This is a genomic window from Thermus composti (genome assembly GCF_014647535.1).
GTDB classification, from domain to species: Bacteria; Deinococcota; Deinococci; order Deinococcales; family Thermaceae; genus Thermus; species Thermus composti.
Window position 1 is genome coordinate 65,830 of sequence record NZ_BMPJ01000005.1, and the last position, 23,004, is coordinate 88,833.

Genomic DNA, 23,004 nt, shown 5'->3' on the forward strand with positions numbered 1-23,004 from the left:
AGTCTAAAAGCGGGGCGGCCGCTTTTCAAAGAAGGCCCGGATCCCCTCCTTTAAATCCCCCGTCTCCCGCACCCAGGCGTTGGCGAGGGCGGCCAAGCGGAAGCCGTCCTCGAGGCCCATCCCCGGCAAGGCCAGAAGGAGCTCCTTGGTGAGGCGAAGGGAGGTGGGGGCGTTCTTGGCCACCTCCTCCGCCAGGGCCACCGCCTCCTCCAGGGCCTTCCCCGGTGGGGCGATGCGGTTGACGAGCCCTAGGGCCTTGGCCTCCTTGGCGTCTACGAGCCTTCCCGTGAGGAGAAGGTCTTTGGCGGCCTTCTCCCCCACGGCTCGCACCAGGATCACCGAGACCAAGGCGGCCACGAAGCCGATCTTCACCTCGGTGTAGCCCAGCTTGGCCTCCTCGTCCATGACCACCAGGTCGCAGGCGGTGGCGAGCCCCGCCCCCCCGGCCACCGCCGGGCCGTTCACCGCCGCAACGGTGGGCTTGGGGAAGGTGTAGACCCGGTGAAAAAGGTGCATGAGGGAGAGGGAGTGGCGGTAGTTCTCCTCGGCGCCGAGCTCCGTGACCCTTTCCAGAAAGGCGAGGTCCGCCCCGGCGCTAAAGGCCTTGCCCCTTCCCGTGAGGACCACCGCCTTGGCCTCGGGGTCTTCCTCGGCCTGGTCCAGGGCCTTGAGAAGACCCTCCACCAGGGCGAGGGAGAGGGGGTTGCGGCGCTCGGGGTCGTTGAGAAAGACCCTATAGATCCGGCCCTTTTCCACTTGAACCATGGCCCCATTGTAGCCGAGGGGGTTTCTTGCTAGACTTCACCTTAGCCCGCAAACCCTTTTACCGAGGAACGGAGCGGGCTGGGAGGTGATGTAAATAAAGGAGTACCTGACCAACGAACGCATACGCGTCAAACAGGTGAGGGTGATCGGTCCCGACGGCAAGCAGCTCGGCATCATGGACACCCGGGAGGCCCTCCGCTTGGCCCAGGAGCAGGACCTGGACCTGGTCCTGGTGGGCCCCAACGCCGACCCGCCCGTGGCCCGGATCATGGACTACTCCAAGTGGCGCTACGAGCAGCAACTGGCGGAGAAGGAGGCCCGGAAGAAGGCCAAGCGCACCGAGGTGAAGTCCATCAAGTTCCGGGTGAAGATCGACGAGCACGATTATCAGACCAAGCTGGGGCATATCAAGCGCTTCCTCCAGGAGGGCCACAAGGTCAAGGTCACCATCATGTTCCGGGGGCGGGAGATGAGCCACCCCGAGCTTGGAGAGAAGCTCCTAAACCGCGTGGCCGAGGACCTGAAGGACCTGGCGGTGGTGGAGATGAAGCCCGAGATGCTGGGCCGGGATATGAACATGCTTCTCGCCCCCGCTAAGGTTTCCGCTTAGGCATCCCTTTTGGTATAGTGGGTTGGCCTGGGGGCATCCAAGACCCCTTAAGGGGCGCCTTGCCAGGCAAGGAGGCGAAGATGCCGAAGATGAAGACCCACAAGGGCGCCAAGAAGCGGGTGAAGGTGACCGCTTCGGGCAAGGTGGTGGCCATGAAGACCGGCAAGCGGCACCTCAACTGGAAGAAGTCGGGCAAGGAGATCCGCCGGAAGGGCAGGAAGTTCACCCTGGCCAAGCCGGAGGCGGAGCGGATCAAGCTCCTCCTCCCTTACGAGTAAGGGGGTAGAGGATGCCGCGCGCCAAGACTGGTGTTGTCCGCCGCAGGAAGCACAAGAAGATCCTCAAGCTGGCCAAGGGCTACTGGGGCCTCCGCTCCAAAAGCTTCCGCAAGGCCCGGGAGACCCTTTTCGCTGCCGGGAACTACGCCTACGCCCACCGCAAGCGCAAGAAGCGGGACTTCCGCAGGCTCTGGATCGCCCGCATCAACGCCGCCTGCCGCCAGCACGGGCTGAACTACTCCACCTTTATCCACGGGCTTAAGAAGGCGGGGATTGAGGTGGACCGGAAGAACCTGGCGGACCTCGCGGTGCGGGAGCCCCAGGTCTTCGCCGAGCTGGTGGAGCGGGCCAAGGCCGCCCGGGCCACCGCCTAGGGCATGGGGTGCGGGCCCCGCCGGGGTTCTGGCGGGGCGTTTTCTTATGCCGCCTGAGCTTTACGTGATCCTGGTGGCCCTCCTGCCTGTGGTGGAGCTCAGGGGGGCGATTCCCTTGGGGGTGGCCCTGGGCCTTTCCCCTTGGGAAAGCTTCCTTTGGGCCCTTTTGGGGAACCTCCTCGTGGTGCCCCTGGCCCTGGGGCTTCTCCCCTGGGCGGTGGGGCTCGCCACCCGGGTACCCCTCCTCGCCCGGGCGTGGCGGGCCCTCGAGGCCCGGGTGCGCTTGAAAGGGGAGGAAAAGATCCAGCGCCTGGGAGCCTTGGGGCTTTTCCTCTTCGTGGCCGTGCCCCTCCCGGGCACGGGGGCCTGGAGCGGGGCGGTTTTGGCGGTGGTCCTGGGCCTTAGGCGGCGCTACGCCTTCTGGGCCCTATCCTTGGGGGTTCTGGCGGCGGGGTTTATCGTCCTCCTCCTTACCGGAGGGGCGGTGGCCGGGCTAAACTACCTGCGATGACCGCGCTTCTTCTTCCCCTCGCCTACCTCGTGGGGGCGTTGCCTTTGGGGTACTGGCTCGCCAAGCGGCGCGGGGTGGACCTGCGCACGGCAAGCCCCTACACCCTGGGCCTGGAAAACGCCCTGAAGCGCCTGGGCTTTGGCCTTGCCCTCCTTTCCTTCCTCCTGGACTTCCTAAAGGGCTACCTCCCCCTTCTCTTGGGGCGGGCCTTGGGGCTGGATCTGGCGGGGCTTTTGGCCTTGGGGGTTTTCGCCTACCTGGGGCACCTTTACCCCCTTTTCTTCCGGGACCCCTGGCCTCTAAGGGCCAAGGGGGCAGGGGTGCTTTTAGGGGTTCTGGCGGGGCTTCCTTTGCCCCCCGCCTTGGGGATGGTGCCCGTGGCCCTGGCCTTTCTTCTCTACGCCCTCACGGGCTACGCCTCCTTGGCCGCCTTGGGGCTTCCCCTGGGGCTTTTGGGGGTGATGCTTTTCGGTGGGTTCGGCCTTGGGGAAAGGCTTTTCGCCCTCGCCCTCTTTCTCCTCGCCCTCTGGCGCTACAAGGAGAACCTGGGCCGCATCCTCGAGGGCACCGAGCCCAAGCTGGGAAACCCCTTGCCTCTTCCCTCGGAGAGGCAGGTGGTCTGCGCCTTCCTGATCCACCCTTTGACCCTCGAGGACTTCTGGCAAAGCCCCCGCTTCCGCTGGCTTAAGCCCCTGGTGCGCCTGGGCCTTCTCAGGCAGGAGTGGATAGAGCGCCTGGCCGAGCGCTTCCGCCCCATGAAGGTGGGGGAGGTGCGGGGGGTGCGGACGGCGGACGGGCGGGAGGTCCTCTGCCACCTCATCTCCGCCCCCCTTCTGCCCCACCAGATCAAGGCCAAGCCGGAACTCGCCGTGCGGCGGGCCATCCAGGGGGCGAGGCTCGCTCAGGAGCTTGGGGCCACGGTGGTGGGCCTCGGGGCCTTCTGGAGCGTGGTGGGGGAGAAGGGGAAAAAGGTGCAGGAGGCGGTGCCGGGCATTGAGGTGACGAACGGGGGCGCCTACACGGCGGGCACCGTTCGGGCGGCCATCCCCGGGATCCTCACCCACTTCGCCCAAAACGGCCGGGACTTGAAGAAGACCACGGCGGCGGTGGTGGGGGCGAACGGGGTGGTGGCCTTCGGCATCGCCCGCCAGATCGCCCCCCTGGTGGGGCGCCTCATCCTGGTGGGACGGGACCTGGAGAGGCTCAAGCGGGCGGCGGAAAGCCTTCGGAAGAACCTGGAGCGCAAGGGGGAGGCCCCCGAGATCCTGGCCACCACGGAGATCACCGCCATCCGGGAGGCGGACCTGGTCTTCACCGCCACCAGCGACCCCAACCCCGTCATCTACCCGGAGCACGTGAAGCCCGGGGCCTGGATCTACGACGAGGGCGTGCCCCCCGACGTCCACCCCTCGGTGAAGGAGGTGCCGGGGGTGCGGGTCATCCCCGGGGGGGTGGTGCGGCTTCCCGGGGAGGCGAGGGCCACCCTGGACCTCCACTTCGGCGCCCCCAATCAGGTTCCCGCCTGCCTCGCCGAGACCATGATCCTGGCGGCGGAGGAGGCCTTTGATCGGAAAAGCCTCGGGGGGGAGGTCCGCTCGGAAAACATCCAGTTCTTCGTGGAGCGGGCCGAGGCCTTGGGGTTTCGGGTGGTGGACTAGTGTGGCTCCTCCTTTCCCCCACCCGCCTCGAGGCCCCCTTCCTCAAGGGGAAGCCCTTCGCCTTCCTGGCCTGGAAGGGCCTTAAGGGGGAAGGCTTCGTCTACCTGGAGACGGGGATCGGCAAGGTGAACGCCGCCATGGCCCTTGCGGCCTACGCCGCCAAGAACCCCGTGGAAAAGGCCCTCCTCTTCGGCCTCGCCGGGGCCTACCCTGGGGGGCCCGCTTTGGGCGAGGCGGTCTTGGTGGGGGAGGAGGTGGAGGCGGATCTGGGCCTTAAGGAGGGGCTTGCGCCTTTGGGCTTCCCCGCCTTGGCCCTGGGGGAAAGGCGCTACTTCAACCGCTTTCCCTTAGACCCTGGCCTCACCCAAGGGCTCGCCCAAGCCCTTGGCCTGAAGGTGGCGGTGGGCCTTACCCGGGACCTGGTCTCGGAGACCCCAGAGGAAGCCCTGGACTTGGCCCGGAGGTGGGGGGCTTCCCTGGAAAACATGGAGGGGGCGGCCTTCGCCCGGGCCTGCCTGGCCTTAGGGGTTAGAGGGGTGGAGCTAAGGGCCATCTCCAACCCCGCCGGGGTGCGGGACAAGGGGGCCTGGCGGCTTAGGGAGGCCCTTGGGGCCTTAGAAGACATAACGGGGCGGCTTCTCGCCGCCCCGTAGGACCCACCGGGTTTAGGCCTTCTTGAAGAACTCCTCGGCCACGTCCCAGTTGAGGACGTTCCAGATGGCCTGGAGGTAATCGGCCCGGCGGTTCTGGTACTTGAGGTAGTAGGCGTGCTCCCAGACGTCAATGCCCACGATGGGGGTGAAGCCCTCCATCACGGGGTTGTCCTGGTTGGGGGTGGAGAGGACGTGGAGCTTGCCGAAGGGGTCCTTGACGAGCCAGGCCCAGCCCGAGCCGAACCGGCCCATGGCCGCCTGGGTGAGCTTCTCCTTGAGGGCAGCGAACCCGCCAAACTGCTCGTCAATGGCCTTCTTCAGCTCCCCCACGGGCTCCTTGGCCCCCCCGGGCGTGAGGAGCCGCCAGAAGAGGCTATGGTTCAGGTGGCCGCCCCCGTTGTTGCGCACGGCGGTCTGGATGTCTTGGGGAAGGGCGGCGAGGTGCCTCAGGAGGACCTCCACCTCCACCCCGTGGAGGTAGGGGTACTTCTCCAGGGCGGCGTTGAGGTTCGTCACGTAGGCCCCGTGGTGCTTCTGGTGGTGGATCTCCATGGTCTTGGCGTCAATGTGGGGCTCGAGGGCCTCGTAGGGGTAGCCTAGCTCCGGAAGCTTGAACGGGTACGGCATACTTCACCTCCCAAAGCCCACTATAAAGGAGGCCACCCCCTAGGGGGTGGCCTTTCTCACAAAGCCTCGCCCCGCCTACGCCCCCTCGTGGGGCTTGGCGAGCTTTAAGGGCACCACGATCCGGTCAAACTCCTCCTCGGTGAGGTAGCCGAGTTCCAGGGCCGCCTGCTTGAGGGTCTTCTTCTCCTTGATGGCCTTCTTCACGATCTCCGCCGCCTTATCGTAGCCGATGGCCTTGTTGAGGGCGGTGGCCAGCATGGGGTTTTTCTGGAGGTGCTCTTCAATCCGCTCCAGGTTGGGCTCAATCCCCTTGGCCAGGTGCTCGTTGAAGGACTCCATGGCGTCGGCCAGGAGCTTGATGGACTCGAGGGCGGCGTCGGCCATCACCGGCTTGTAGACGTTGAGCTGGAAGTTCCCCTGGCTCCCCGCGAAGGCCACCGTGTGGTCGTTGCCAAAGACCCGGACCACCACCATGGTGAGGGCCTCCACCTGGGTGGGGTTCACCTTCCCTGGCATGATGGAGGAGCCGGGCTCGTTGGCGGGGATGAAGATCTCCCCGATCCCCCCGTAAGGCCCCGAGGCCAGCCAGCGGATATCGTTGCCGATCTTCATCAAAGCCCCGGCCAGGGTGCGGATGGCCCCCATGACATGGACCAGCTCGTCGTGGGCGGCCAAGGCGGCGAAGCGGTTTTCCGCCACCCGGAAGGGAAGTCCCGTCTCCTCGGCCAGGTACTGGGCTACCCGCTCCCCGAAGCGGGGGTGGGCGTTGAGCCCCGTGCCCACGGCGGTGCCCCCGATGGCGAGGTTGTAGAGGCCCTTTTCCGCCTCCTTCACCATGGCCAGGGTGTTCTTGAGCTGGGCGGCCCAGCTTCCCACCTCCTGGCCCAGGGTGATGGGCACGGCGTCCATGAGGTGGGTGCGCCCGATCTTTACGATGTGGTCAAAGGCCTTGGCCTTTTCCTCAAAGGTCCCGATCAGGGCCTGTGCCGCCGGGTAGAGCCTTTGGTGGAGCGCCAGGGCCACGGCCACGTACATGGCGGTGGGGAAGGTGTCGTTGGAGCTTTGGCCCCGGTTCACGTGGTCGTTGGGGTGGACGTACTTGGAGCCCAGGGGCTTTCCCAGGATCTCCGAGGCCCGGTTGGCGATGACCTCGTTCACGTTCATGTTGGTCTGGGTGCCGCTTCCCGTCTGGAAGACCACCAGGGGGAAGTGGTCGTCCAGCTTCCCCTGGATGACCTCCTCGGCGGCCTGGATGATGGCCTTGGCGATCTCCTCGGGAAGCTCCCCGAGCTCCAGGTTGGCTCTGGCGGCCGCCTTCTTCAGCATCCCATAGGCCCGGATGATCTCCAGGGGCATGCGGAAGCGCCAGGCCCCGATTCTAAAGTGCTCCAAAGAGCGCTGGGTCTGGGCTCCCCAGTAGCGGTCCGCCGGCACCTTCACCTCGCCCATGGTGTCCCGCTCAATCCGGTATTCCATAAGGCACCTCCCGCCCGATTTTACCCCTCTTCCTCGTAGGGCTCGTGGAGCTTCACCGGCCTCCCCCTAAGGCCCGCCCGGAGGTTCAGCCACTCCACGAAGACGGCGAAGCCCATGGCGAAGTAAATGTAGCCCTTGGGGATGTGCACCCCCGTGCCCTCCGCCACCAGGGTGAAGCCGATGAGGAGGAGGAAGCTTAGGGCCAGCATCTTCACCGTGGGGTGGTGGTTCACGAAGGCGTAGATGCCCTTGGAGGCCAGGAGCATGATCCCCACCGAGAGGAGGATGGCGGCCACCATCACGGGGACGAAGCGGGTGAGGCCCACGGCGGTGATCACCGAGTCTATGGAGAAGACGATGTCCAGAAGGAGGACCTGGGCGATGACGCTGGCGAAGCTTGGGGCCACCCGCTTGCCGGCGTGGCCCGGCTCCCCCTCCAGCTTCTCGTGGATCTCCTTCACCGCCTTGTAGATGAGGAAAAGCCCCCCGGCCATGAGGACCAGGTCCTTGCCCGTGACCTCGAGGTCCAGGAGGGTGAAAAGGGGCTTCTTCAGGGCCATGATCCAGGCGATGGAAAGGAGGAAGAGGATGCGGGTCAAGGCGGCGAGGCTTAGGCCCAAGACCCGCGCCCGGTCCTGCTCCTCTTTGGGGAGCTTGGAGGCCAGGATGCTGATGAAGATCACGTTGTCCACCCCCAGGACCACTTCCAGGAGGGTGAGGGTGAGAAGGGCCACCCAGACCTCGGGGTTGGTGAGCCATTCCATGAGGTGGAGTCTACAAGGTAGACTGGGGGGCATGGTGGACGTCCTGGTGGTGGGGGCGGGGCCCGTGGGGCTTTGCGCCGCCCTTTGGGCCAAGCGGTTTGGCCTTTCCCACCTGGTGCTGGAGCGGGGCACGGTGGCGGAGACCATCTACCGCTTCCCCCGGGACATGGTCTTCTTCTCGGAGGGCAAAAACATAGAGATCGGGGGGCACCCTTTGGTCTCCCAAGGCCCCAAGCCCACCCGCAAGGAGGCCCTCCTCTACTACCAGAAGGTGGCGGAAAGGGAAGGGCTAGCGATCCGCACCCACACCGAGGTCCTGGCTATCCGGGGGCGGGAGGGGGCCTTCCAGGTCTTAGCCAGGGACCGCCTGGGGGAGAAGGCCTTCGCCGCCCGCTACGTGGTGGTGGCCACGGGCTACTTCGGGAACCCTAACCGCCTGGGGGTCCCCGGGGAGGAACTAACCCACGTCTTCCACCGCTACGAGGAGGCGGCCTATTTCTTCGGGCGGGAGGTGGCGGTGGTGGGGGGGTCCAACTCGGCGGTGGAGGCGGCCTTGGAGCTTTACCGGGGCGGGGCGAAGGTCACCCTCGTCCACCGGGGGAGGTGGGTCCGGCCCTCGGTGAAGTACTGGCTCCTTCCCGACTTTGAGAACCGGGTGAAGGAAGGAAGCATCAAGGCGGTGATGGAGGCGGAGGTGGAGGCCATCACCGAGGAGGGCCTTTGGCTTAGGCGCCCTTCGGGCCGGGCGTTCCTTCCCGCGGACTTCGTCCTGGTCCAGATCGGCTACCGGGCGGAAGACCGCCTCCTCAAGGAGGCGGGGGTGGTCTACGAGGGGGAAAAGCCCCGGCTTTCCCCGGAGTGGGAGACCTCAGTCCCCGGCCTTTTCGCCGTGGGCTCCTGCGCCTACGGGCCCGAGACCCGCTCGGTCTTCATAGAAAACGGGCGGGAGCACGCCCAAAAGGCCCTCGCCGCCATCGCCGCCCGGGTGCGGGGGTTGGGCTTCCGCCGGCCCCCGGGATCATACCCTTGACAGTGTGAAGCTTAGCAGGGGAGGATAGGGGCATGAGCTGCTGCGTGGACCGGCGTTCGGTGGTCCAAGGGATCGCGGGGCTCGCCCTGGGCGGCGTGGCTTTGGGGCAGCGGGGCAGGAGGAAGCTGCGCCTGGCCTTCTGCTCCCAGCTCCTCTGCATCCTCCCCTACGAGGTGGCCCAAAGGCGGGGCTACTTCGCCGAGGAGGGCCTCGAGGTGGAGCTGGTCTACGCCCGCGGGGGAAGCCAGGCCCTCCAGTTTCTGGTGGGCAAGGCGGTGGATTACGCCGCCACCAGCCTGGACGCCGCCCTCCAGGCCTACCACCGGGGGGCCCCCATCCTGCGCTTCTGCTCCACCGGGAGGCTCCCCCTCTTCGCCCTGGCGGCGGCCCCCAAAAGCCCGGTGAAGGGCGTGCGGGACCTGGAGGGGAGGACCGTGGGGGTTTCGGCCCTGGGGAACGCCGACCACGTGCTTTTGGTCTACCTCCTGAAGAAGGCGGGGGTGGACCCCAGGCGTGTTCAGTACGCCACCCTGGGCCCCAACCTCTACGAGGCCCTTAAGGCGGGGCATGTGGAGGTGGGGATGGTCCAGGAGCCCGCCCTCACCCTCCTCAAGGAGGCCGGGGGGCGGGAGCTCGTCAACCTCATGGACCTGAAGCAGGCCCGGGCCTACCTGGGCGGGCCCTACGAGTTTATGGGTGTGGCGGTGCGGCGGGAAGAACGCCAGGAGCGCCTGGAGGAGATGCGGGCCCTTGCCCGGGCCCTGGCCAAGGCCCTCCGCTTCCTCCACGCCGCCGACGCCCGCCTCATCGCCGACACCCTTCCCAAGGCCCTCATCGCTGGGGGGGACGAGGAAAGGCTTAGGGCGGTGATCCAGCGCTACCGCAAGGACCTCTACCCGGAGGACGTGCGCATTGACCTCGAGGCCGCCCGCCGGGTGGTGGAAAGCCAGCAGGAGGCGGGGCTTCTGCCCCCGGGCTTCCGCCTCGAGGGGCTTTTGGACCGGGAGGTCTTGGGTGCTTGAGGTCCTGGGCCTCGCCCTAGGCTACGGGGCCACCCCCGTTTTAGAGGGGGTGGACCTTAAGGTGGGGGAAGGGGAGTTCGTGAGCCTGGTGGGCCCTTCGGGGAGCGGCAAGAGCACCCTGCTTAGGGCGGTGGCGGGCCTCCTTCGGCCCCTTGGAGGGGAGATCCGGCGGGAGTTCCCCATGGAAGCCCTGGGCTTCCTCTTCCAGGAGGACGCCCTCCTTCCCTGGCGCACCGCCCGGGAGAACGTGGCCCTGGGCCTAAGGATCCGGGGGATGCCCAAGGGGAAGGCCTTGGAGGAGGCCGAGGCCTGGCTTGGGCGGCTCGGCCTTTCGGGGCTTGGGGACCGGTACCCCCACCAGCTTTCCGGGGGGCAGCGGAAGCGGGTGGCCCTGGCCCAGGTCCTGGCCCTAAGGCCCAGGCTCCTCCTCATGGACGAGCCCTTTTCCAGCCTGGACGCCATCCTCAGGACCCAGATCACCCGCGACCTTTTGGCCCAGGTGGAAGGGGAGGGGATCGCGGTTCTCCTGGTCACCCACGACCTGGAGGAGGCCCTCGCCCTTTCCGACCGGGTCTACCTCCTCTCCAAAGGCCCCAGGGCCCGGATCGCCCAGGTCTACCCCGTCCCCTTCCCCAGGCCCCGGGACCCCGTGGCGGTGAAGGCCGACCCCAGGTTCGGGCCCCTTTTCCGGAGGCTTTGGCAGGACCTCGAGGAAGTGTCCCTATGCGCCGCGCCCTAAGCCTTTTCGCCCTTCTCCTCCTCTGGGAGGCCCTGGCCGCCCTGGGGCTTGTGAACCCCCTCTACGCCCCCCCGCCCCACCAGGTCCTCCTGACCCTTTGGGACCTCTTCGCCACGGGCGAGGTCTGGCCCCACCTCCAGGCCACCTTCACCGCCGCCCTTCTGGGCCTTTTCTGGGGCATTCTCCTGGGAGGCGCCCTCGGGCTTCTTGCCGCCTTTAGCCCCTTCTTCTCCGACCTTTTGGAGCCCGTCATGCTCCTTTTGAACGCCATCCCCCGGGTAATCCTCGCCCCCCTCTTCGTCATCTGGCTGGGGATCGGCCTGGCCTCCAAGGTGGCCCTAAGCCTCGTTTTGGTGGTGGTCCTCATCTTCTTCGCCGTCTACGGCGGGGTCAAGGAGGTGGACCCTAGGCTTCTTGAGCGGGTGCGCACCCTGGGCGGGGGGCGGTACTGGCTTCTAAGGGAGGTCTACCTCCCCTCCCTCACCGCCTGGGTGCTCTCCTCATTAAAGGTGGCGGTGGGCTTCGCCTTCACGGGGGCGGTGGTGGGGGAGTTCGTGGCGGCGAGCCGGGGCCTCGGCTACCTCCTCTCCTTCGCCCAAAGCACCTACAACGCCCGGCTTTCCTTGGCCCTCGTGGCCCTGGTGGTCCTCTTCGTGCTCCTCCTCTTCCACCTTTTCGGCCGCCTCGAGGCCCGCCTTCTCCGCTGGCGGCCCAAGGCGCAAGGAGGCTTCTGATGCGGGTGGCCTACGTGCTTTCCAGTCCCAGAGCGGCGAGCCACAAGCTGGCCCAGATGATCCTGCCCCAGCTGGAGGCGGGGGTCCACGGGGCGGAGGTGGTGGGGATCTTCTTCTTTGACGATAACTGCCTCGTCCTCCAGCGGGGGAACCCCATCGGGGAAAGGCTTTCCCGCCTGGCCCGGGAAAAGGGGATCCTCCTCATGATGTGCGACCTCTGCGCCCTGGAAAGGGGCCTGGCCGAGGGGGAGCCCCGGTGGTGCACGCGGGAAGGGGAGGGGCGGAAGACCCCAGGGGTCTGCCGGGTGGCCCCCCACGTGGTGGAGGGGGTGGAGGTGGGGTGCTTCCCCGACCTCTACCGGGCCCTTGCGGGCCGGGTGGACCAGGTGATCACCCTCTAGGCTAAACTGGTGGGTACGGGGTCCGGGATCCCCCCGGGAACCCCAAGGAGGCGTATGCGCGCGCACATCATCACCTACGGGTGCCAGATGAACGAGTACGATTCCCACCTGGTGGCAAGCGAGCTGGTAAGCCTCGGGTGGGAGCTGGTGGACTCGGTGGAGGAGGCGGACTTCGTCCTGGTGAACACCTGCGCCGTGCGGGGCAAGCCCGTGGAGAAGGTGCGCTCCCTTTTGGGCCAGCTCCGCAAGGAGAAGGAGCGGCGGGGCCTCCTCATCGGGATGATGGGCTGCCTGGCCCAGCTGGATGAGGGCCAGCAGATGGCCAAGAAGTTCGGGGTGGATATCCTCCTAGGCCCCGGGGCCCTCACCTCCTTGCCCGAGGCCCTGAAGCAAAACGCCAGGTTCTGGGACCTCACCTTCCGGGAGGACGTCCTGGACTACATCCCCCCGCCCCCCAAGGGGGCCCTTTCCGCCCACGTGACCATCATCCGGGGGTGCAACCACCACTGCACCTACTGCATCGTCCCCACCACGAGGGGCCCCGAGGTTTCCCGCCACCCCGACCTCATCCTGAAGGAGATTGAGCTTTTAAAGCAGGCGGGGGTGGTGGAGGTCACCCTCCTCGGCCAGAACGTGAACTCCTACGGCAAGGACCAGCCGGGCTTTCCCAGCTTCGCCGAGCTCCTAAGGATGGTGGGGGGGATGGGCATCCCCCGGGTCCGCTTCCTGACGAGCCACCCGGTGAACTTCACCGACGACATCATCCAAGCCATCGCCGAGACCCCCGCCATCTGCCGCTACATCCACCTGCCGGTGCAGTCGGGCTCGGACCGGGTTCTAAGGCGCATGGCCCGGGAGTACCGCCGGGCGCATTACCTGGACCGCATCCGCAAGATCCGCGAGATGCTCCCCGACGCCGTGCTCTCCACCGACATCATCGTGGGCTTTCCCGGGGAGACGGAGGAGGACTTCCAGGAGACCCTTTCCCTCTACGACGAGGTGGGGTACGACCAGGCCTACATGTTCATCTACTCCCCCCGCCCCGGCACCCCCGCCTACAAGCACTTCCAGGACCTGCCCCGGGAGGTGAAGGTGGAGCGCCTGATGCGCCTCATTGAGAAGCAGAAGGAGTGGAGCTACCGCAGGAACCTGGAGTGGGTGGGGAAGACGGTGGAGGTCCTGGTGCGGGGCGAGGCCAAGGAGGAGGGCTTCGTCCAGGGGCACGACCGGGGGAACCACCCCGTCCTCATCCCCGCCGCTCAGGCCCCCGTGCCCGGGCTTTACCAGGTGGAGATCAAGCAGGCCACGCCCCACCTCCTCTTCGGGGAGGTGGTGGGGGCGAGGGAGCCTGCCCCCATCCCCTTGCCCGTGGCCTAAGGGGGTGGAGGGATGCGGTCCATCCTCCCCCTGGGTGTGGCCTTGGCCCTCTTCCTCCTCCTCTTCGCCACCTTCCGCTTCACGGGGCTTGGGTTTCTCCTGGCCCTGGGGGGCGGGGCTTTGGGCTACCTGGGCCTTGCCCGCTGGCAGGGGGGGCTTCTTGCCCGGGGGCCTTCCTTGGCGGCTTGGGAGCGCCTGGCCATGCGGGAGGCCTGGCGGCGGGGCGGAGCCTTGCGCCCGAAAGACCTCTCGGCCTTCTTGCCTGAGGAGGAGGCGGAAAGGCTTCTTCAAGGGCTTGCCGCCCGGGGGCTTTGCCGGAAGGAGGGGGAGGGGTACCGGTTTTAGAGAATGCTTCGGGAAGCGGAGGTCGTGGTCCTCGGGGCCGGGGTGGTGGGGCTCACCCTGGCCCGCCTCCTTTGGAAAAGGGGCCGGAAGGTCCTGGTGGTGGCCGAGGCCCTGGGGGAGGCGAGCCGGGTGCCCGTGGCCTTGGTGAACCCCCTTAGGGGAAGGCGCTTTACCCTGGCGGAGGAGGGGGAAAGGGCTTTGGAGGCGGCCCTTGGCTTTTATAGCCGCTTCGTCCCCCTCCACCTCGGGGTCTTCCGCCCCGTGCCCGAGAAGGACCGCCCCAAGGTGGCGGAAAGGCTAGCTTCCCTGAAGCACCGCTGGGAGGGAGGTGGGGTGGTCTTGGAGGAGGCCTTCTGGCTGGAGCCAAGGCCCCTTCTGGAACGCCTCGCCCAGGGGCTTCCCTTCCTAAGGGGGCGGGTTTTGGCCTGGGAGCCGCCGTACCTCCGCCTCGAGGGCGGCGGGCGGGTCAGAGGGGAGGTGCTGGTCTACGCCGGAGGGGGGCGGGGGGCGCACCTTTTGGCCCTGGAAGGGCGGCACATCCCCGGGCTCGTGCTCACCCTTTTGGACTACTTTCCCCGGGCCCTAAGCTATCGGGTCTACCTGGCGGGGGCGGCCCTTGGGGGAAGCTACCTCCCAGGGGAAAAGGGCTACCGCCTCCCGCCCCCCACGGAAGGGGAGGTGGACTGGCTTCTAAGGGGGGCCGAGGCCCTTTTGGGCTACCGGCCCCAGGTGGCCTCGGCCTGGCGGGGGGTGCGTTTCCGCCTTGGGGCCCCCCACCTTTTTCCCGTGGAGGGGGGGTGGGCCCTCACGGGGTTTGGCTCCACGGGCTTTCTCCACGCTCCTCTCCTCGCCGAGAGGCTTGCCGCCAGGTTTTAGACTGGGGGGTGTACTCGGGAGCGGTCCTTGCGGGAGGGGCCTCGAGGCGCTTCGGGGAGGACAAGGCCCTTTACCCCTACCGGGGAAAGCCCCTCCTCCTTTGGGTCTTGGAAAGCCTTTCGGGGGCTTCCGAGCGCTTCATCGTGGCGAACCGCTCCTACGAGGGTTTTGGCGTTCCCGTCTATCCCGACTTCCTTCCAGAGGCGGATAGCCTCTCCGGCCTCCACTCCGCCCTTTCCCACGCCAAAAACCCCTGGGTGGCCGTGGCCGCCTGCGACCTTCCCTTCCTGAGCCCGGCCTACTGGGCCTTCCTCTACGAGAAGGCCCAGGCCTCCCCCCACCCCGTGGTGGTGGTCCAAAACCCCGAGGGGCACCTGGAGCCCCTCATGGCCTTTTACCACAGGGACTGCCTGCCCCAGGTGGAGCGGCAGATCCGGGAGGGGGATTTCCGCCTTCGGCGGGTGGTGGAGGCCTTGGGGGCCACCCAGGTTCCCGGAGAAGAGGTGGTGGCCCGCTTCGGCCGGGAGGTTTTCCTGAACGCCAACCGCAAGGAGGCCCTGCCCTAGGCCCCGGCCCCCGGTTGCGGCCGCTCCCCTTGGCCCAAGGGGGGTGGGGCGGGGGGCAGGAGGAGGAGCCTTAGGACCTCCCCCACCTCCTCCACGAGGGTGATCTCCAGGTCCTTGAGGATCTCCTCGGGCACCTCCTTGAGCTCGGCGGCGTTCTCCTTGGGGAGGACCACCTTGTGGATCCCCGCCTGGTGGGCGGCCAAAAGCTTTTCCTTGACCCCGCCGATGGGGAGGACCCTGCCCCTTAGGGTGATCTCCCCGGTCATGGCGATGTCCATGCGCACCGGGCGGCCCGTGAGGGCGCTGGCCAGGGCGGTGGCCATGGTGATCCCGGCGGAGGGGCCGTCCTTGGGCGTGGCCCCCTCGGGGACGTGGATATGGAGATCGTAGTCCTTGTGGAAGCCTTCCGGGAGCCCCCACTCCTCCCGGTGGGCCCTCAGGTAGGTGAGGGCGGCGTGGGCCGACTCCTTCATCACCTCCCCCAGGTTCCCGGTGAGGTTCACCTTGCCCGTGCCGGGGACGGCCACCGCCTCAATGGTGAGGAGGGTGCCCCCGTAGGGGGTCCAGGCCAGGCCCTGGGCCGCCCCCACCTGGGGCTCCTTCTCCGCCCGGTCGGGGCGGTACTTGGGGACGCCCAGGTAGGCCTCGAGGTCCTGGGCGTCCACCACCCGCACCCCTTCCCAGGGGGCCTCCAGGTAGTCCTTGGCCGCCTTGCGGGCCACCTTGGAAAGCTCCCGGTCCAGGTTGCGCACCCCCGCCTCCCGGGTGTACTCCTGGACGATGCGGTCAATGGCCCGGTCGGTGATCTCCAGCCTCCCCTCAAGCCCCGCCTCCTTCACCTGGAAGGGCCAGCGGAAGTGGCGGGCGATGGCCCGCTTCTCGGGGAGGGTGTAGCCGGGGATCTCAATGACCTCCATCCGGTCCAGAAGGGGCCTCGGGATGGTGGTGAGGGTGTTGGCGGTGGTGATGAAGAAGACTCGGGAGAGGTCGTAGGGCACGTCCAGGTAGTGGTCGGTGAAGGCGTGGTTCTGCTCGGGGTCCAAGACCTCGAGGAGGGCCGCCGCCGGGTCCCCCCGCCAGTCGGAGGAGAGCTTGTCAATCTCGTCCAGGAGGAAGACGGGGTTCACCACCCCCACCTGCTTCATCCCCTGGATGATCTTGCCGGGGAGGGCCCCGATGTAGGTGCGGCGGTGGCCCCGGATCTCCGCCTCGTCCCGCACGCCCCCCAAGGAGATGCGGTGGAAGCGGCGGTTCATGCTCCGGGCGATGCTCTTGCCTAAGGAGGTCTTACCTACCCCCGGAGGGCCCACGAAGCAGAGGATGGGGGCGTGGCCCTTGACCTCCTTCCCCTGGGTGAGCTGGCGCACCGCCAGGTACTCCAGGATCCTTTCCTTCACCTCCTTGAGGCCGTAGTGGTCCTCGTCCAGAACCCGCTTGGTCACGGAGATGTCCAGGACCTCGGGGTCGGCCTCGGTCCAGGGGACCTCCAGGAGCCAGTCCAGGTAGGTGCGGCTCACCGTGGCCTCGGGGGAGCCGGGTTGCATGCGCTCCAGGCGCTTGAGCTCCTTGAGGGCCTTTTCCTTCACGGGCTCGGGCATACCCTTCTTTTCAATGCGCTCGCGGAGCTCCTCAATCTCCGTGAGGAAGTCCTCCCCGCCCCCGAGCTCCCGCTGGATGGCCTTCATCTGCTCCCGGAGGTAGTACTCCCGTTGGTTCTGGTCCATCTGCTCCTTGACCCGGGCGGCGATCTTCTTGTCCAGCTCAAACCGCTCCAGGTCGCGGAGGAGGAGGGCCAGGACCTTTTTCAGGCGTTCCTCCACCTCCAGGGTCTCCAGGAGGTCCTGCTTCTCCTGGAGGGTCCAGGTGGCGTGGTGGGCCACGAGGTCCGCCAGGATGGCGGGGTCCAAGGTGCTCTTGATGGCCTCCTGCTGGTAGCGGTCCAGGCGCAGGGTCTTGTGGTTTTGCAGGTAGCGCTCAAAGGCCTCCTGCACCTCCCCCACCAGGACGCGGGCGAGGCTTGGGTCCTCCAGGGGCGGTTCAGGAAGGACCTCCACCACCGCCCTCAGGTAGGGGGTGGCCACGTAGCCCTCGAGGCGCACCCGGCTCCTTGCCTCCACCATCACCTGAAGGGTGCCGTCGGGGAGGCGCAGGGCCTGCTTGGCCACGGCCAGGGTGCCCACCCCGTAAAGGTCCTCAGGGGCGGGGTCGTCCACCTCGGGGTCCTTCTGGGTCACCAGGACGAGGAGGCGGTCTGCGGCCAGGGCTTCTTCCACCGCCCTTTTGCTCTTGGGGCGGCCCACGTCCACCCCGGTGGTGGTGTGGGGGAGGACGACGGTGTTCCTAAGGGGAAGAACGGGAAGTTCTAGGCGTAGCTCCTTCATCTACCCTCCATGATAAGCCCCCTTCCGGCCCGGGGGCGGGCCGGGGGCACAATCTTAGGGGCTAGAGGCCCACGGTGATGTACCCCTTGAGGTTTTTAAGCTCAATCTGGGAAAGCCCTGGGGGCAGGGCGCCCTCTATCCGGAGGCCGAACCAGAGCTTCCCCTGACGCACCCCCTGGACCAGGACGTTCCCGCTGAGGGTGAAGGAGGTCTCGGCCTGGCTCTGGAAGGCGATGGTCCCAAGGGCTTCTCCCGCGGCTTCCATGGGGCAGAGGACGAGGTTTCCCAGGGGTTGGCAGGAGGGGTTTTGGGCCGGGTCCTCGAGGCGGCCGTAGACCGTGAGGTTTTGGCTTAGGGGGACGTTGGCCACCGCCTGCCCTTCCACCCGGATGGCCTTTATCACGTCCACAGGAGGCGGGGAGAAGGTATGGGGGCCTTGGGGAAGGCCACGTAGTCCCCCCCGAAAGGAGGGGAGGGGGGGAGGTCCGTCAGGTTCAGGCTCAAGGAGCCTAGGTTCACGGTGAGGGTGTAGCTGCAGGCGGAAAGCAGAAGGGCTAGGAGGAAGGCCCGGCGCCGCATGCCCAAAGCCTATCATGGGGGGGTATGCACCGCCTCCTCTTCGCCCTGGACCCCGAGACGGCCCACGGGCTCGCCTTGGGGCTTCTCGCCTTCTGGTCGGAAAGGGGGCCCTTGCTGGAGGTGCCCGCGAGGCTTCTTCGGGTGGAGGACCCGAGGCTTAGGGTGGAGGCCTTTGGGGTCTCCTTTCCCAACCCCTTGGGCCTGGCGGCGGGGATGGATAAGGACGCCAGGGCCCTAGGGGCCTGGTGGGCCTTGGGCTTCGGCTTCGCCGAGGTGGGGACCCTCACCCCAAGGCCCCAGGAGGGAAACCCGAGGCCGAGGCTTTTCCGCCTTCCCGAGGACCGCGCCCTCATCAACCGCATGGGCTTCAACAACGCCGGGGCCCTGGCGGCGGCCGGGCGCCTGAAGGCCTTCCGGGAAAGGGGGCTTCCTTTCCCTGTGGGGGTGAACCTAGGGAAGAACCGGGACACCCCCCTGGCGAGGGCCGCCGAGGACTACCTCGAGGCCCTGCGGGTTTTGGAGCCCCACGGGGACTACTTCGTCCTGAACGTGAGCTCTCCCAACACCCCGGGGCTTCGCGCCTTGCAGGAAGGCCCTTTTTTGGACGAGCTCCTTGCCCGCCTCCGCCCGGCCACCACCAAGCCCCTCCTCCTCAAGGTGGCCCCGGACCTCTCCTGGGAGGCCTTGGAGGAGGTGGCGGCCCTGGCCCTAAAGCACCGCCTCCAGGGCCTGGTGGCGGTGAACACCACCGTGGCCCGGGAGGGCTTGAAGAGCCCCTGGGCCCGGGAGGAGGGGGGGCTTTCGGGAAGGCCCCTGAAGGGAAGGGCTTTGGAGGTCCTCAAGCACCTGGCCCAAATCCCGGGCCTCGTCCTGGTGAGCGTGGGGGGGGTGGAGACGGCCCTTGACCTCTGGGAGCGGCTTAAGGCGGGGGCGAGCCTGGTCCAGGTTTACACGGGCTTCGTCTACGGGGGGCCCCTCTTTCCCCGGAGGCTTCTAAAAGGGCTTCTTACCCTGATGGCCGCCGAGGGGGTTTCCCGCCTCGAGGACCTTAGGCGGTGAGGGTCCTTGGGTGGATCCGGTCCACCCCCTTTGGGTGGCGGTAAGGGGGGAGGGCCTCCCAGAGGGGAAGCCCCCCACCCACTTCGGCCTTAGGCCAGTGGCGTCCGCTTCCAACCCTATTCCAGCGCCTCGTGGACGATGCGTCCTTCCACCAGGGTGAGGACGGGCCAGCCCCCAAGCCGCCACCCCGCCCAGGGGGAGTAGCGGGCCTTGGAGGCGAAGCGGCCGGGGTCCACGGGGCGCTCCTTGGGGGAGAGGAGGACGAGGCTCGCCTCGGCCCCCTCCTCCAGGTGGATAGAAAGAAGGCCCAGAACCCTTCTCGGCCCGTCGGTGAAAAGCTCCACGAGCCTCGCCAGGGGAAAGCCCCGCTTCAGGTGGAGCTCGGTGTAGAGGAGGGGGAAGGCCACCTCGAGGCTTGGGATCCCGAAGGGGGCCCTTAGGAGGTCCATCTCCTTCTCCGCCAGGGTGTGGGGGGCGTGGTCGGTGGCGATGGCGTCTAGGGTGCCGTCAAGAAGCCCCTCCAGGAGGGCTTCCCGGTCCTCTTCCCCCCGCAGGGGCGGGGCCACCTTGAAAAGGGGGTCAAAGGCCTTCAGGGCCTCCTCGGTGAGGGTGAGGTGGTGGGGGGTGGCCTCGGCGGTTATGGGGAGGCCCGCCCGCTTGGCCTCCCGGACGAGCTCCAGACCCCGTTTCGTGGAGAGGTGTTGGATGTGGAGATGGGGCCTCCCCTGGGCGCGCCTTAGGGCGTAGCGCAGGACCTCCAGGTCCCGGGCGATGCGGGCGGCCTCGGCCTCCGGGGGGTTCCCGGGAAGGCCCAAGAGGTCGGATAGGGCCCCGTCGTTCATCACCCCGCCCCGCCTTAGGCCCGCGTCCTCCGCGTGCACCGCCACGGGAAGGCCTAAGGCAGCGGCCATGAGAAGCCCCGCCCCTAAGACCCCGGCGTCCTCGTTGGTGCGGCCGTCGTCGGTGAGGAGGACCGCCCCCGCCTCCTTGAGAAGCCCCGCCGGGGTGAGGGTCTTCCCCTCCTGCCCCTCCGTGAGGGCGGCCGCCGGGTGGAGCCGGGCGAGGCCCAGGGCCTTGGCCTTCTCCTTCAGGGCCCGCACCGCCTCCGGGGTGTCCACGGGGGGCTTGGTGTTGGGCATGGAGACGAGGTCCGTGTACCCCCCCCGCACCGCCGCCAAAAGCCCGGTGGCGAGGTCTTCCTTCACCTCCTCCCCCGGCTCCCGCAGGTGGGCGTGGAGGTCCAAAAACCCGGGGGCGAGGAAGCACGCCGTGCCGTCTATGACCCGTTGCGCCGCGCCACCTTCCAGGGAGAGGATCCTTCCTTCGCCGATGAGGACGTCCGCGGGGCCCCTTTCCCCCAGGGCGTCCACCAGCCGCACGTTCCGGATTAGGATCATGCCCCCTCCTTTCCCACCAGGAGGTGGTAGAGCACCGCCATGCGCACCGCCACCCCGTTTTGCACCTGCCGGTTCACCAGGCTCCTTTCCGAGTCCGCCAAGGCCCCCTCCAGCTCCACGTCCCGGTTCATGGGCCCCGGGTGGAGGAGGGGGGCTTCTGGTTTTGCCCGCTTAAGCCTTGCTTCCGTCACCTGGTAGCGGGCGATGTAGTCCTCCAGGTGGATAAGCCCCGCTTCCATGCGCTCTTTCTGAAGCCTAAGGACCATGACCGCGTCCGCCTCCTCCAAGGCCTCCTCGAGGCTCGGGGTAAGCCTCGCCCCGGGAAGGGCCTGGGGCAAGAGGCTTGGGGGGCCGGCGCAGAAGACCTGGGCTCCGAGGAGGGAGAGGAGCTCGGCGTTGGAGCGGGCCACCCGGGAGTGGAGGATGTCCCCCACGATGGCGATCTTCTTGCCCTCGAGGCTTCCCAAGGCCTCCAGGAGGGTGTAGGCGTCCAGGAGGGCCTGGGTGGGGTGGGCGCGGCGGCCATCCCCCCCGTTGATGACGGCGCCTTTGACCCAGCGGGTGGCCTGGTGGGGCACGCCGGCGCTGTCGGCCCGGATCACGTAAGCGTCCACCCCCATGGCCTCGAGGGTGAGGAGGGTGTCCTTGTAGCTTTCCCCCTTCTGGAGGCTACTGGTCTGGGCGGCGAAGGAGACCACGTCCGCGGACATGCGCCGGGCCGCCAGCTCAAAGGAGATCCGCGTCCTCGTGGAAGGTTCAAAGAAGACCGTGGCCACGGTGAAGCCCTGGAGGGCGGGGACCTTCTTGATGGGGCGCTTTAGAACCTCCCGCATCACCTTGGCCGTGTCCAGGAGGCTTTCCACCTCTTGCCGCGTCCACCCTTGGAAGTCCAGGAGGTGCCTCATGCCCCCTCCCTTTCCCAAAGCTCCACCCGGTCCTCCCCGTCCACCTCCGCCACCTTCACCTTCACCACCTCGCTTTTGGCGGTGGGGACGTTCTTGCCCACGAAGTCCGCCCGGATGGGAAGCTCCCGGTGCCCCCGGTCCACCAGGACCGCCAGGTAGATGCGCCTCGGCCTTCCCAGGTCCATGAGGGCGTCCAGGGCGGCCCGGGCGGTGCGGCCCGTGTAGAGGACGTCGTCCACCAGGACGATGGCCTTCCCGGTGATGTCAAAGGGGATCCGGGTCTCCCGCACCTGGGGCCTGAGGCCCACCTCGGTGAGGTCGTCCCGGTAGAGGGTGATGTCCAGGGCCCCCACGGGCACCTCCTTCCCCTCAAACTCCCCGATGAAGCGGGCGATCCTTTGGGCGAGGGGAATCCCCCGGGTGTGGATTCCCACTAGGAGGAGGCCCTCCGTCCCCTTGTTGGCCTCCACGATCTCGTGGGCGATGCGGTAAAGGGCCCGCCGCATCTCCTCGGCGTTCAAAAGCTCCGCCTTAAAGCGCATACCTCACCCCCAAAAAAAAGCGGAGGCTAAAGCCTCCGCTTTTTCCTTCCTTTCGGGCCTCCCTTGTTTCTCGCATCTATCCCCCTTTCCGGCCTCGCAGGACCGGTTTAAAGGCCACCCCCACCTTACACCGGGGCCTAAAGAAGCGCAAGCACCCGCCCAGGAGGTGCCTTGGGCGGGTACCGGGGACGGGTTAGGCCGCCTTGGGCTTCTCCCGGGTGACGCTCAGGGCCAAGGCGCCCACCAGGAGGCCCACGATCACCGCGTTCCAGGTGGCGTTGGCCATCCCGCTAAAGCCCAGGATCCAGGGGGAGAGGATGAGCCAGACGCCCAGGAGGACGTTTAGCCACTCCTCCCACATGGGGCCGCCCCTTAGGTGCAAAAGGGCCATGAAACCCACCACTATCCCGATGAGGACGGCGTTCCACAGGGCGGCCGGGGTGCCGCTATAGCCCAAAAGCCACGGGGAGAGGATGAGCCAAACGCCCAGGACGAGGTTGGCCCAGTCCTGCCAGCGCGTCATGGTTGCTCACCTCCTTTCGCTTTTTATTGTGAAAGCGCTTGAGCCTGGCGAAGAGTGTAAAAGGTTACTTTTTCCCGGGAGAGGGACGGACGTACCGCCACCCCGTCCAAAGGAGCACGGCGGCGAAGCCGAGCCGCAAGGTGCCCTCCGGGAGGAAGTGGGCGAGTTCCCCCCCGAGGAAGGTGCCCGCCAGGACCCCAGGCACCAGGCCGGGGGCCAGGTTTTGGTCCACGTTGCCTAAGCGCAGGTGGGTGTAGGCCCCCACCAGGCTTGCCGGGACCATGGCGAGGAGGCTCGTCCCCTGGGCGGTGTGCTGGGGCATCCCCAGGAGGAGGACCATGGCGGGAACCATGATCGTCCCCCCGCCCACCCCCATCATCCCCGAGAGGAAGCCGGTGAAGGCCCCGGCGAGGAGGAGGGCGAGGTCCTGGAGGACCTCACCCCGCACCAGGCCCACGGGGGCCAGGTAGGGCCTTAAGAGAAGGAGGAAGCTCACGGCGATGAGGAACCAGCCGAAGGACCGTTTGAGGTTTCTCTCGGAGAGGCCGTGGGCGAAGCGGGCGCCCAGGCGGGCGGTGAGGATGGCGGTGAGGGCCAAAAAAAACGCCGCCTTCAGGTCCAAGGAACCCTGGAGCCCGTAGGTCAAGGCCCCCACGAGCCCCGTGAAGAAGACCGCCACGAGGCTTGTGCCGTGGGCTTTGTGCTGGGGAAGCTTGAGAAGCCCCACCATCAAGGGGATCATCACCGTGCCGCCGCCAAGGCCCACGAGGCCGCCGAAGACCCCGCCGAGGAAGCCGATGAGAAGGCCCATG

General features: G+C 67.4%; 28 protein-coding genes. 16 read left to right on the plus strand and 12 right to left on the minus strand.

Annotation, left to right across the window (positions count from 1 at the left end; all coding sequences use genetic code 11):
* Nucleotides 1-3: 3 nt before the first annotated feature.
* Complete coding sequence (locus IEX93_RS03065) at nucleotides 4-765, minus strand: enoyl-CoA hydratase/isomerase family protein (protein ID WP_188846345.1); 762 nt, start codon at nucleotides 763-765, stop codon at nucleotides 4-6.
* Between the two features lie 94 nt (nucleotides 766-859).
* Between IEX93_RS03065 and infC the strand changes: the two genes are divergently transcribed.
* The 6 genes from infC to mqnB all read left to right on the plus strand — a co-directional run bounded on the left by infC (nucleotide 860) and on the right by mqnB (nucleotide 4,849).
* Nucleotides 860-1,375, plus strand: a complete 516-nt coding sequence (gene infC / locus IEX93_RS03070; RefSeq protein WP_188846405.1) for a translation initiation factor IF-3 — start codon at nucleotides 860-862, stop codon at nucleotides 1,373-1,375.
* An 80-nt stretch (nucleotides 1,376-1,455) separates the two neighbouring features.
* The gene (gene rpmI, locus IEX93_RS03075) at nucleotides 1,456-1,653 is read left to right on the plus strand and encodes a 50S ribosomal protein L35 (protein ID WP_188846346.1); all 198 of its coding nucleotides are present in this window, start codon (nucleotides 1,456-1,458) and stop codon (nucleotides 1,651-1,653) included.
* A gap of 11 nt (nucleotides 1,654-1,664) precedes the next feature.
* On the plus strand, nucleotides 1,665-2,027 hold the full coding sequence (gene rplT, locus IEX93_RS03080) for a 50S ribosomal protein L20 (RefSeq protein WP_188846347.1): 363 nt from the start codon (nucleotides 1,665-1,667) through the stop codon (nucleotides 2,025-2,027).
* A gap of 46 nt (nucleotides 2,028-2,073) precedes the next feature.
* A complete protein-coding gene (locus IEX93_RS03085; RefSeq protein WP_188846348.1) occupies nucleotides 2,074-2,538 on the plus strand; it encodes a COG2426 family protein in 465 nt (154 codons plus the stop codon).
* Nucleotides 2,535-4,196 (plus strand): glycerol-3-phosphate acyltransferase, encoded by a 1,662-nt coding sequence (locus IEX93_RS03090; RefSeq protein WP_188846349.1) that lies wholly within the window; start codon nucleotides 2,535-2,537, stop codon nucleotides 4,194-4,196. The genes IEX93_RS03085 and IEX93_RS03090 overlap by 4 nt, the downstream gene beginning before the upstream one ends.
* Entirely contained in the window at nucleotides 4,196-4,849 is a 654-nt protein-coding gene (gene mqnB / locus IEX93_RS03095; RefSeq protein WP_188846350.1) for a futalosine hydrolase, read from the plus strand. The genes IEX93_RS03090 and mqnB overlap by 1 nt, the downstream gene beginning before the upstream one ends.
* 12 nt (nucleotides 4,850-4,861) lie before the next feature.
* Here the strand turns inward: mqnB and IEX93_RS03100 are convergent, their stop codons facing one another.
* The 3 genes from IEX93_RS03100 to IEX93_RS03110 form a co-directional block, all read right to left on the minus strand.
* Entirely contained in the window at nucleotides 4,862-5,476 is a 615-nt protein-coding gene (locus IEX93_RS03100) for a superoxide dismutase (protein WP_188846351.1), read from the minus strand.
* A 75-nt stretch (nucleotides 5,477-5,551) separates the two neighbouring features.
* On the minus strand, nucleotides 5,552-6,952 hold the full coding sequence (gene fumC / locus IEX93_RS03105) for a class II fumarate hydratase (RefSeq protein ID WP_188846352.1): 1,401 nt from the start codon (nucleotides 6,950-6,952) through the stop codon (nucleotides 5,552-5,554).
* Nucleotides 6,953-6,972: 20 nt separating this feature from the next.
* Nucleotides 6,973-7,716 carry a TerC family protein gene (locus IEX93_RS03110; protein WP_188846353.1) on the minus strand — a complete coding sequence of 248 codons (744 nt, stop codon included), beginning with the start codon at nucleotides 7,714-7,716 and terminating at the stop codon, nucleotides 6,973-6,975.
* Nucleotides 7,717-7,747: 31 nt separating this feature from the next.
* Here IEX93_RS03110 and IEX93_RS03115 point away from each other — a divergent pair, with 31 nt between their 5' ends.
* The 9 genes from IEX93_RS03115 to IEX93_RS03155 are packed head-to-tail and all read left to right on the plus strand — an operon-like array spanning nucleotide 7,748 to nucleotide 14,806.
* Entirely contained in the window at nucleotides 7,748-8,746 is a 999-nt protein-coding gene (locus IEX93_RS03115) for a YpdA family putative bacillithiol disulfide reductase (protein ID WP_188846354.1), read from the plus strand.
* A gap of 32 nt (nucleotides 8,747-8,778) precedes the next feature.
* Complete coding sequence (locus tag IEX93_RS03120) at nucleotides 8,779-9,768, plus strand: ABC transporter substrate-binding protein (RefSeq protein WP_188846355.1); 990 nt, start codon at nucleotides 8,779-8,781, stop codon at nucleotides 9,766-9,768.
* Nucleotides 9,761-10,507, plus strand: a complete 747-nt coding sequence (locus tag IEX93_RS03125) for an ABC transporter ATP-binding protein (protein ID WP_188846356.1) — start codon at nucleotides 9,761-9,763, stop codon at nucleotides 10,505-10,507. Before IEX93_RS03120 ends, IEX93_RS03125 begins: the two co-directional genes overlap by 8 nt.
* Nucleotides 10,492-11,241 carry an ABC transporter permease gene (locus IEX93_RS03130; protein ID WP_188846357.1) on the plus strand — a complete coding sequence of 250 codons (750 nt, stop codon included), beginning with the start codon at nucleotides 10,492-10,494 and terminating at the stop codon, nucleotides 11,239-11,241. Before IEX93_RS03125 ends, IEX93_RS03130 begins: the two co-directional genes overlap by 16 nt.
* Nucleotides 11,241-11,642, plus strand: coding sequence for a SaoD/DsrE family protein (locus IEX93_RS03135; protein ID WP_188846358.1), 402 nt, complete (start codon nucleotides 11,241-11,243; stop codon nucleotides 11,640-11,642). Before IEX93_RS03130 ends, IEX93_RS03135 begins: the two co-directional genes overlap by 1 nt.
* A 54-nt stretch (nucleotides 11,643-11,696) precedes the next feature.
* Entirely contained in the window at nucleotides 11,697-13,019 is a 1,323-nt protein-coding gene (gene miaB, locus IEX93_RS03140) for a tRNA (N6-isopentenyl adenosine(37)-C2)-methylthiotransferase MiaB (protein ID WP_188846359.1), read from the plus strand.
* A 12-nt stretch (nucleotides 13,020-13,031) separates the two neighbouring features.
* On the plus strand, nucleotides 13,032-13,364 hold the full coding sequence (locus IEX93_RS03145; RefSeq protein ID WP_188846361.1) for a hypothetical protein: 333 nt from the start codon (nucleotides 13,032-13,034) through the stop codon (nucleotides 13,362-13,364).
* Between the two features lie 3 nt (nucleotides 13,365-13,367).
* Nucleotides 13,368-14,240: an FAD-dependent oxidoreductase gene (locus IEX93_RS03150; RefSeq protein ID WP_188846363.1), complete on the plus strand. Its 873-nt coding sequence runs from the start codon at nucleotides 13,368-13,370 to the stop codon at nucleotides 14,238-14,240.
* Between the two features lie 8 nt (nucleotides 14,241-14,248).
* Entirely contained in the window at nucleotides 14,249-14,806 is a 558-nt protein-coding gene (locus IEX93_RS03155; protein WP_188846365.1) for a molybdenum cofactor guanylyltransferase, read from the plus strand.
* Here the strand turns inward: IEX93_RS03155 and lon are convergent.
* The 3 genes from lon to IEX93_RS11435 all read right to left on the minus strand — a co-directional run bounded on the left by lon (nucleotide 14,803) and on the right by IEX93_RS11435 (nucleotide 17,766).
* Nucleotides 14,803-17,187 (minus strand): endopeptidase La, encoded by a 2,385-nt coding sequence (gene lon / locus IEX93_RS03160; protein ID WP_188846367.1) that lies wholly within the window; start codon nucleotides 17,185-17,187, stop codon nucleotides 14,803-14,805. The genes IEX93_RS03155 and lon overlap by 4 nt on opposite strands.
* 61 nt (nucleotides 17,188-17,248) lie before the next feature.
* Nucleotides 17,249-17,596 (minus strand): hypothetical protein, encoded by a 348-nt coding sequence (locus IEX93_RS03165; RefSeq protein ID WP_229906084.1) that lies wholly within the window; start codon nucleotides 17,594-17,596, stop codon nucleotides 17,249-17,251.
* On the minus strand, nucleotides 17,587-17,766 hold the full coding sequence (locus IEX93_RS11435) for a hypothetical protein (RefSeq protein ID WP_229906085.1): 180 nt from the start codon (nucleotides 17,764-17,766) through the stop codon (nucleotides 17,587-17,589). Before IEX93_RS11435 ends, IEX93_RS03165 begins: the two co-directional genes overlap by 10 nt.
* A gap of 24 nt (nucleotides 17,767-17,790) precedes the next feature.
* On the opposite strand from IEX93_RS11435, the gene IEX93_RS03170 reads away from it, so the two are divergent.
* Nucleotides 17,791-18,825, plus strand: coding sequence for a quinone-dependent dihydroorotate dehydrogenase (locus IEX93_RS03170; RefSeq protein ID WP_188846371.1), 1,035 nt, complete (start codon nucleotides 17,791-17,793; stop codon nucleotides 18,823-18,825).
* A gap of 116 nt (nucleotides 18,826-18,941) precedes the next feature.
* On the opposite strand, the gene IEX93_RS03175 is transcribed toward IEX93_RS03170, so the two are convergent.
* The 5 genes from IEX93_RS03175 to IEX93_RS03195 all read right to left on the minus strand — a co-directional run bounded on the left by IEX93_RS03175 (nucleotide 18,942) and on the right by IEX93_RS03195 (nucleotide 23,003).
* Nucleotides 18,942-20,222 carry a dihydroorotase gene (locus tag IEX93_RS03175; protein WP_188846374.1) on the minus strand — a complete coding sequence of 427 codons (1,281 nt, stop codon included), beginning with the start codon at nucleotides 20,220-20,222 and terminating at the stop codon, nucleotides 18,942-18,944.
* Nucleotides 20,219-21,127: an aspartate carbamoyltransferase catalytic subunit gene (locus IEX93_RS03180; RefSeq protein WP_188846376.1), complete on the minus strand. Its 909-nt coding sequence runs from the start codon at nucleotides 21,125-21,127 to the stop codon at nucleotides 20,219-20,221. The genes IEX93_RS03175 and IEX93_RS03180 overlap by 4 nt, the downstream gene beginning before the upstream one ends.
* Nucleotides 21,124-21,669, minus strand: coding sequence for a bifunctional pyr operon transcriptional regulator/uracil phosphoribosyltransferase PyrR (gene pyrR / locus IEX93_RS03185; RefSeq protein WP_188846378.1), 546 nt, complete (start codon nucleotides 21,667-21,669; stop codon nucleotides 21,124-21,126). The genes IEX93_RS03180 and pyrR overlap by 4 nt, the downstream gene beginning before the upstream one ends.
* Before the next feature lie 193 nt (nucleotides 21,670-21,862).
* Nucleotides 21,863-22,192: an SPW repeat protein gene (locus IEX93_RS03190; RefSeq protein WP_188846380.1), complete on the minus strand. Its 330-nt coding sequence runs from the start codon at nucleotides 22,190-22,192 to the stop codon at nucleotides 21,863-21,865.
* Nucleotides 22,193-22,256: 64 nt separating this feature from the next.
* On the minus strand, nucleotides 22,257-23,003 hold the full coding sequence (locus IEX93_RS03195) for a sulfite exporter TauE/SafE family protein (RefSeq protein WP_188846381.1): 747 nt from the start codon (nucleotides 23,001-23,003) through the stop codon (nucleotides 22,257-22,259).
* Nucleotide 23,004 lies beyond the last annotated feature (1 nt).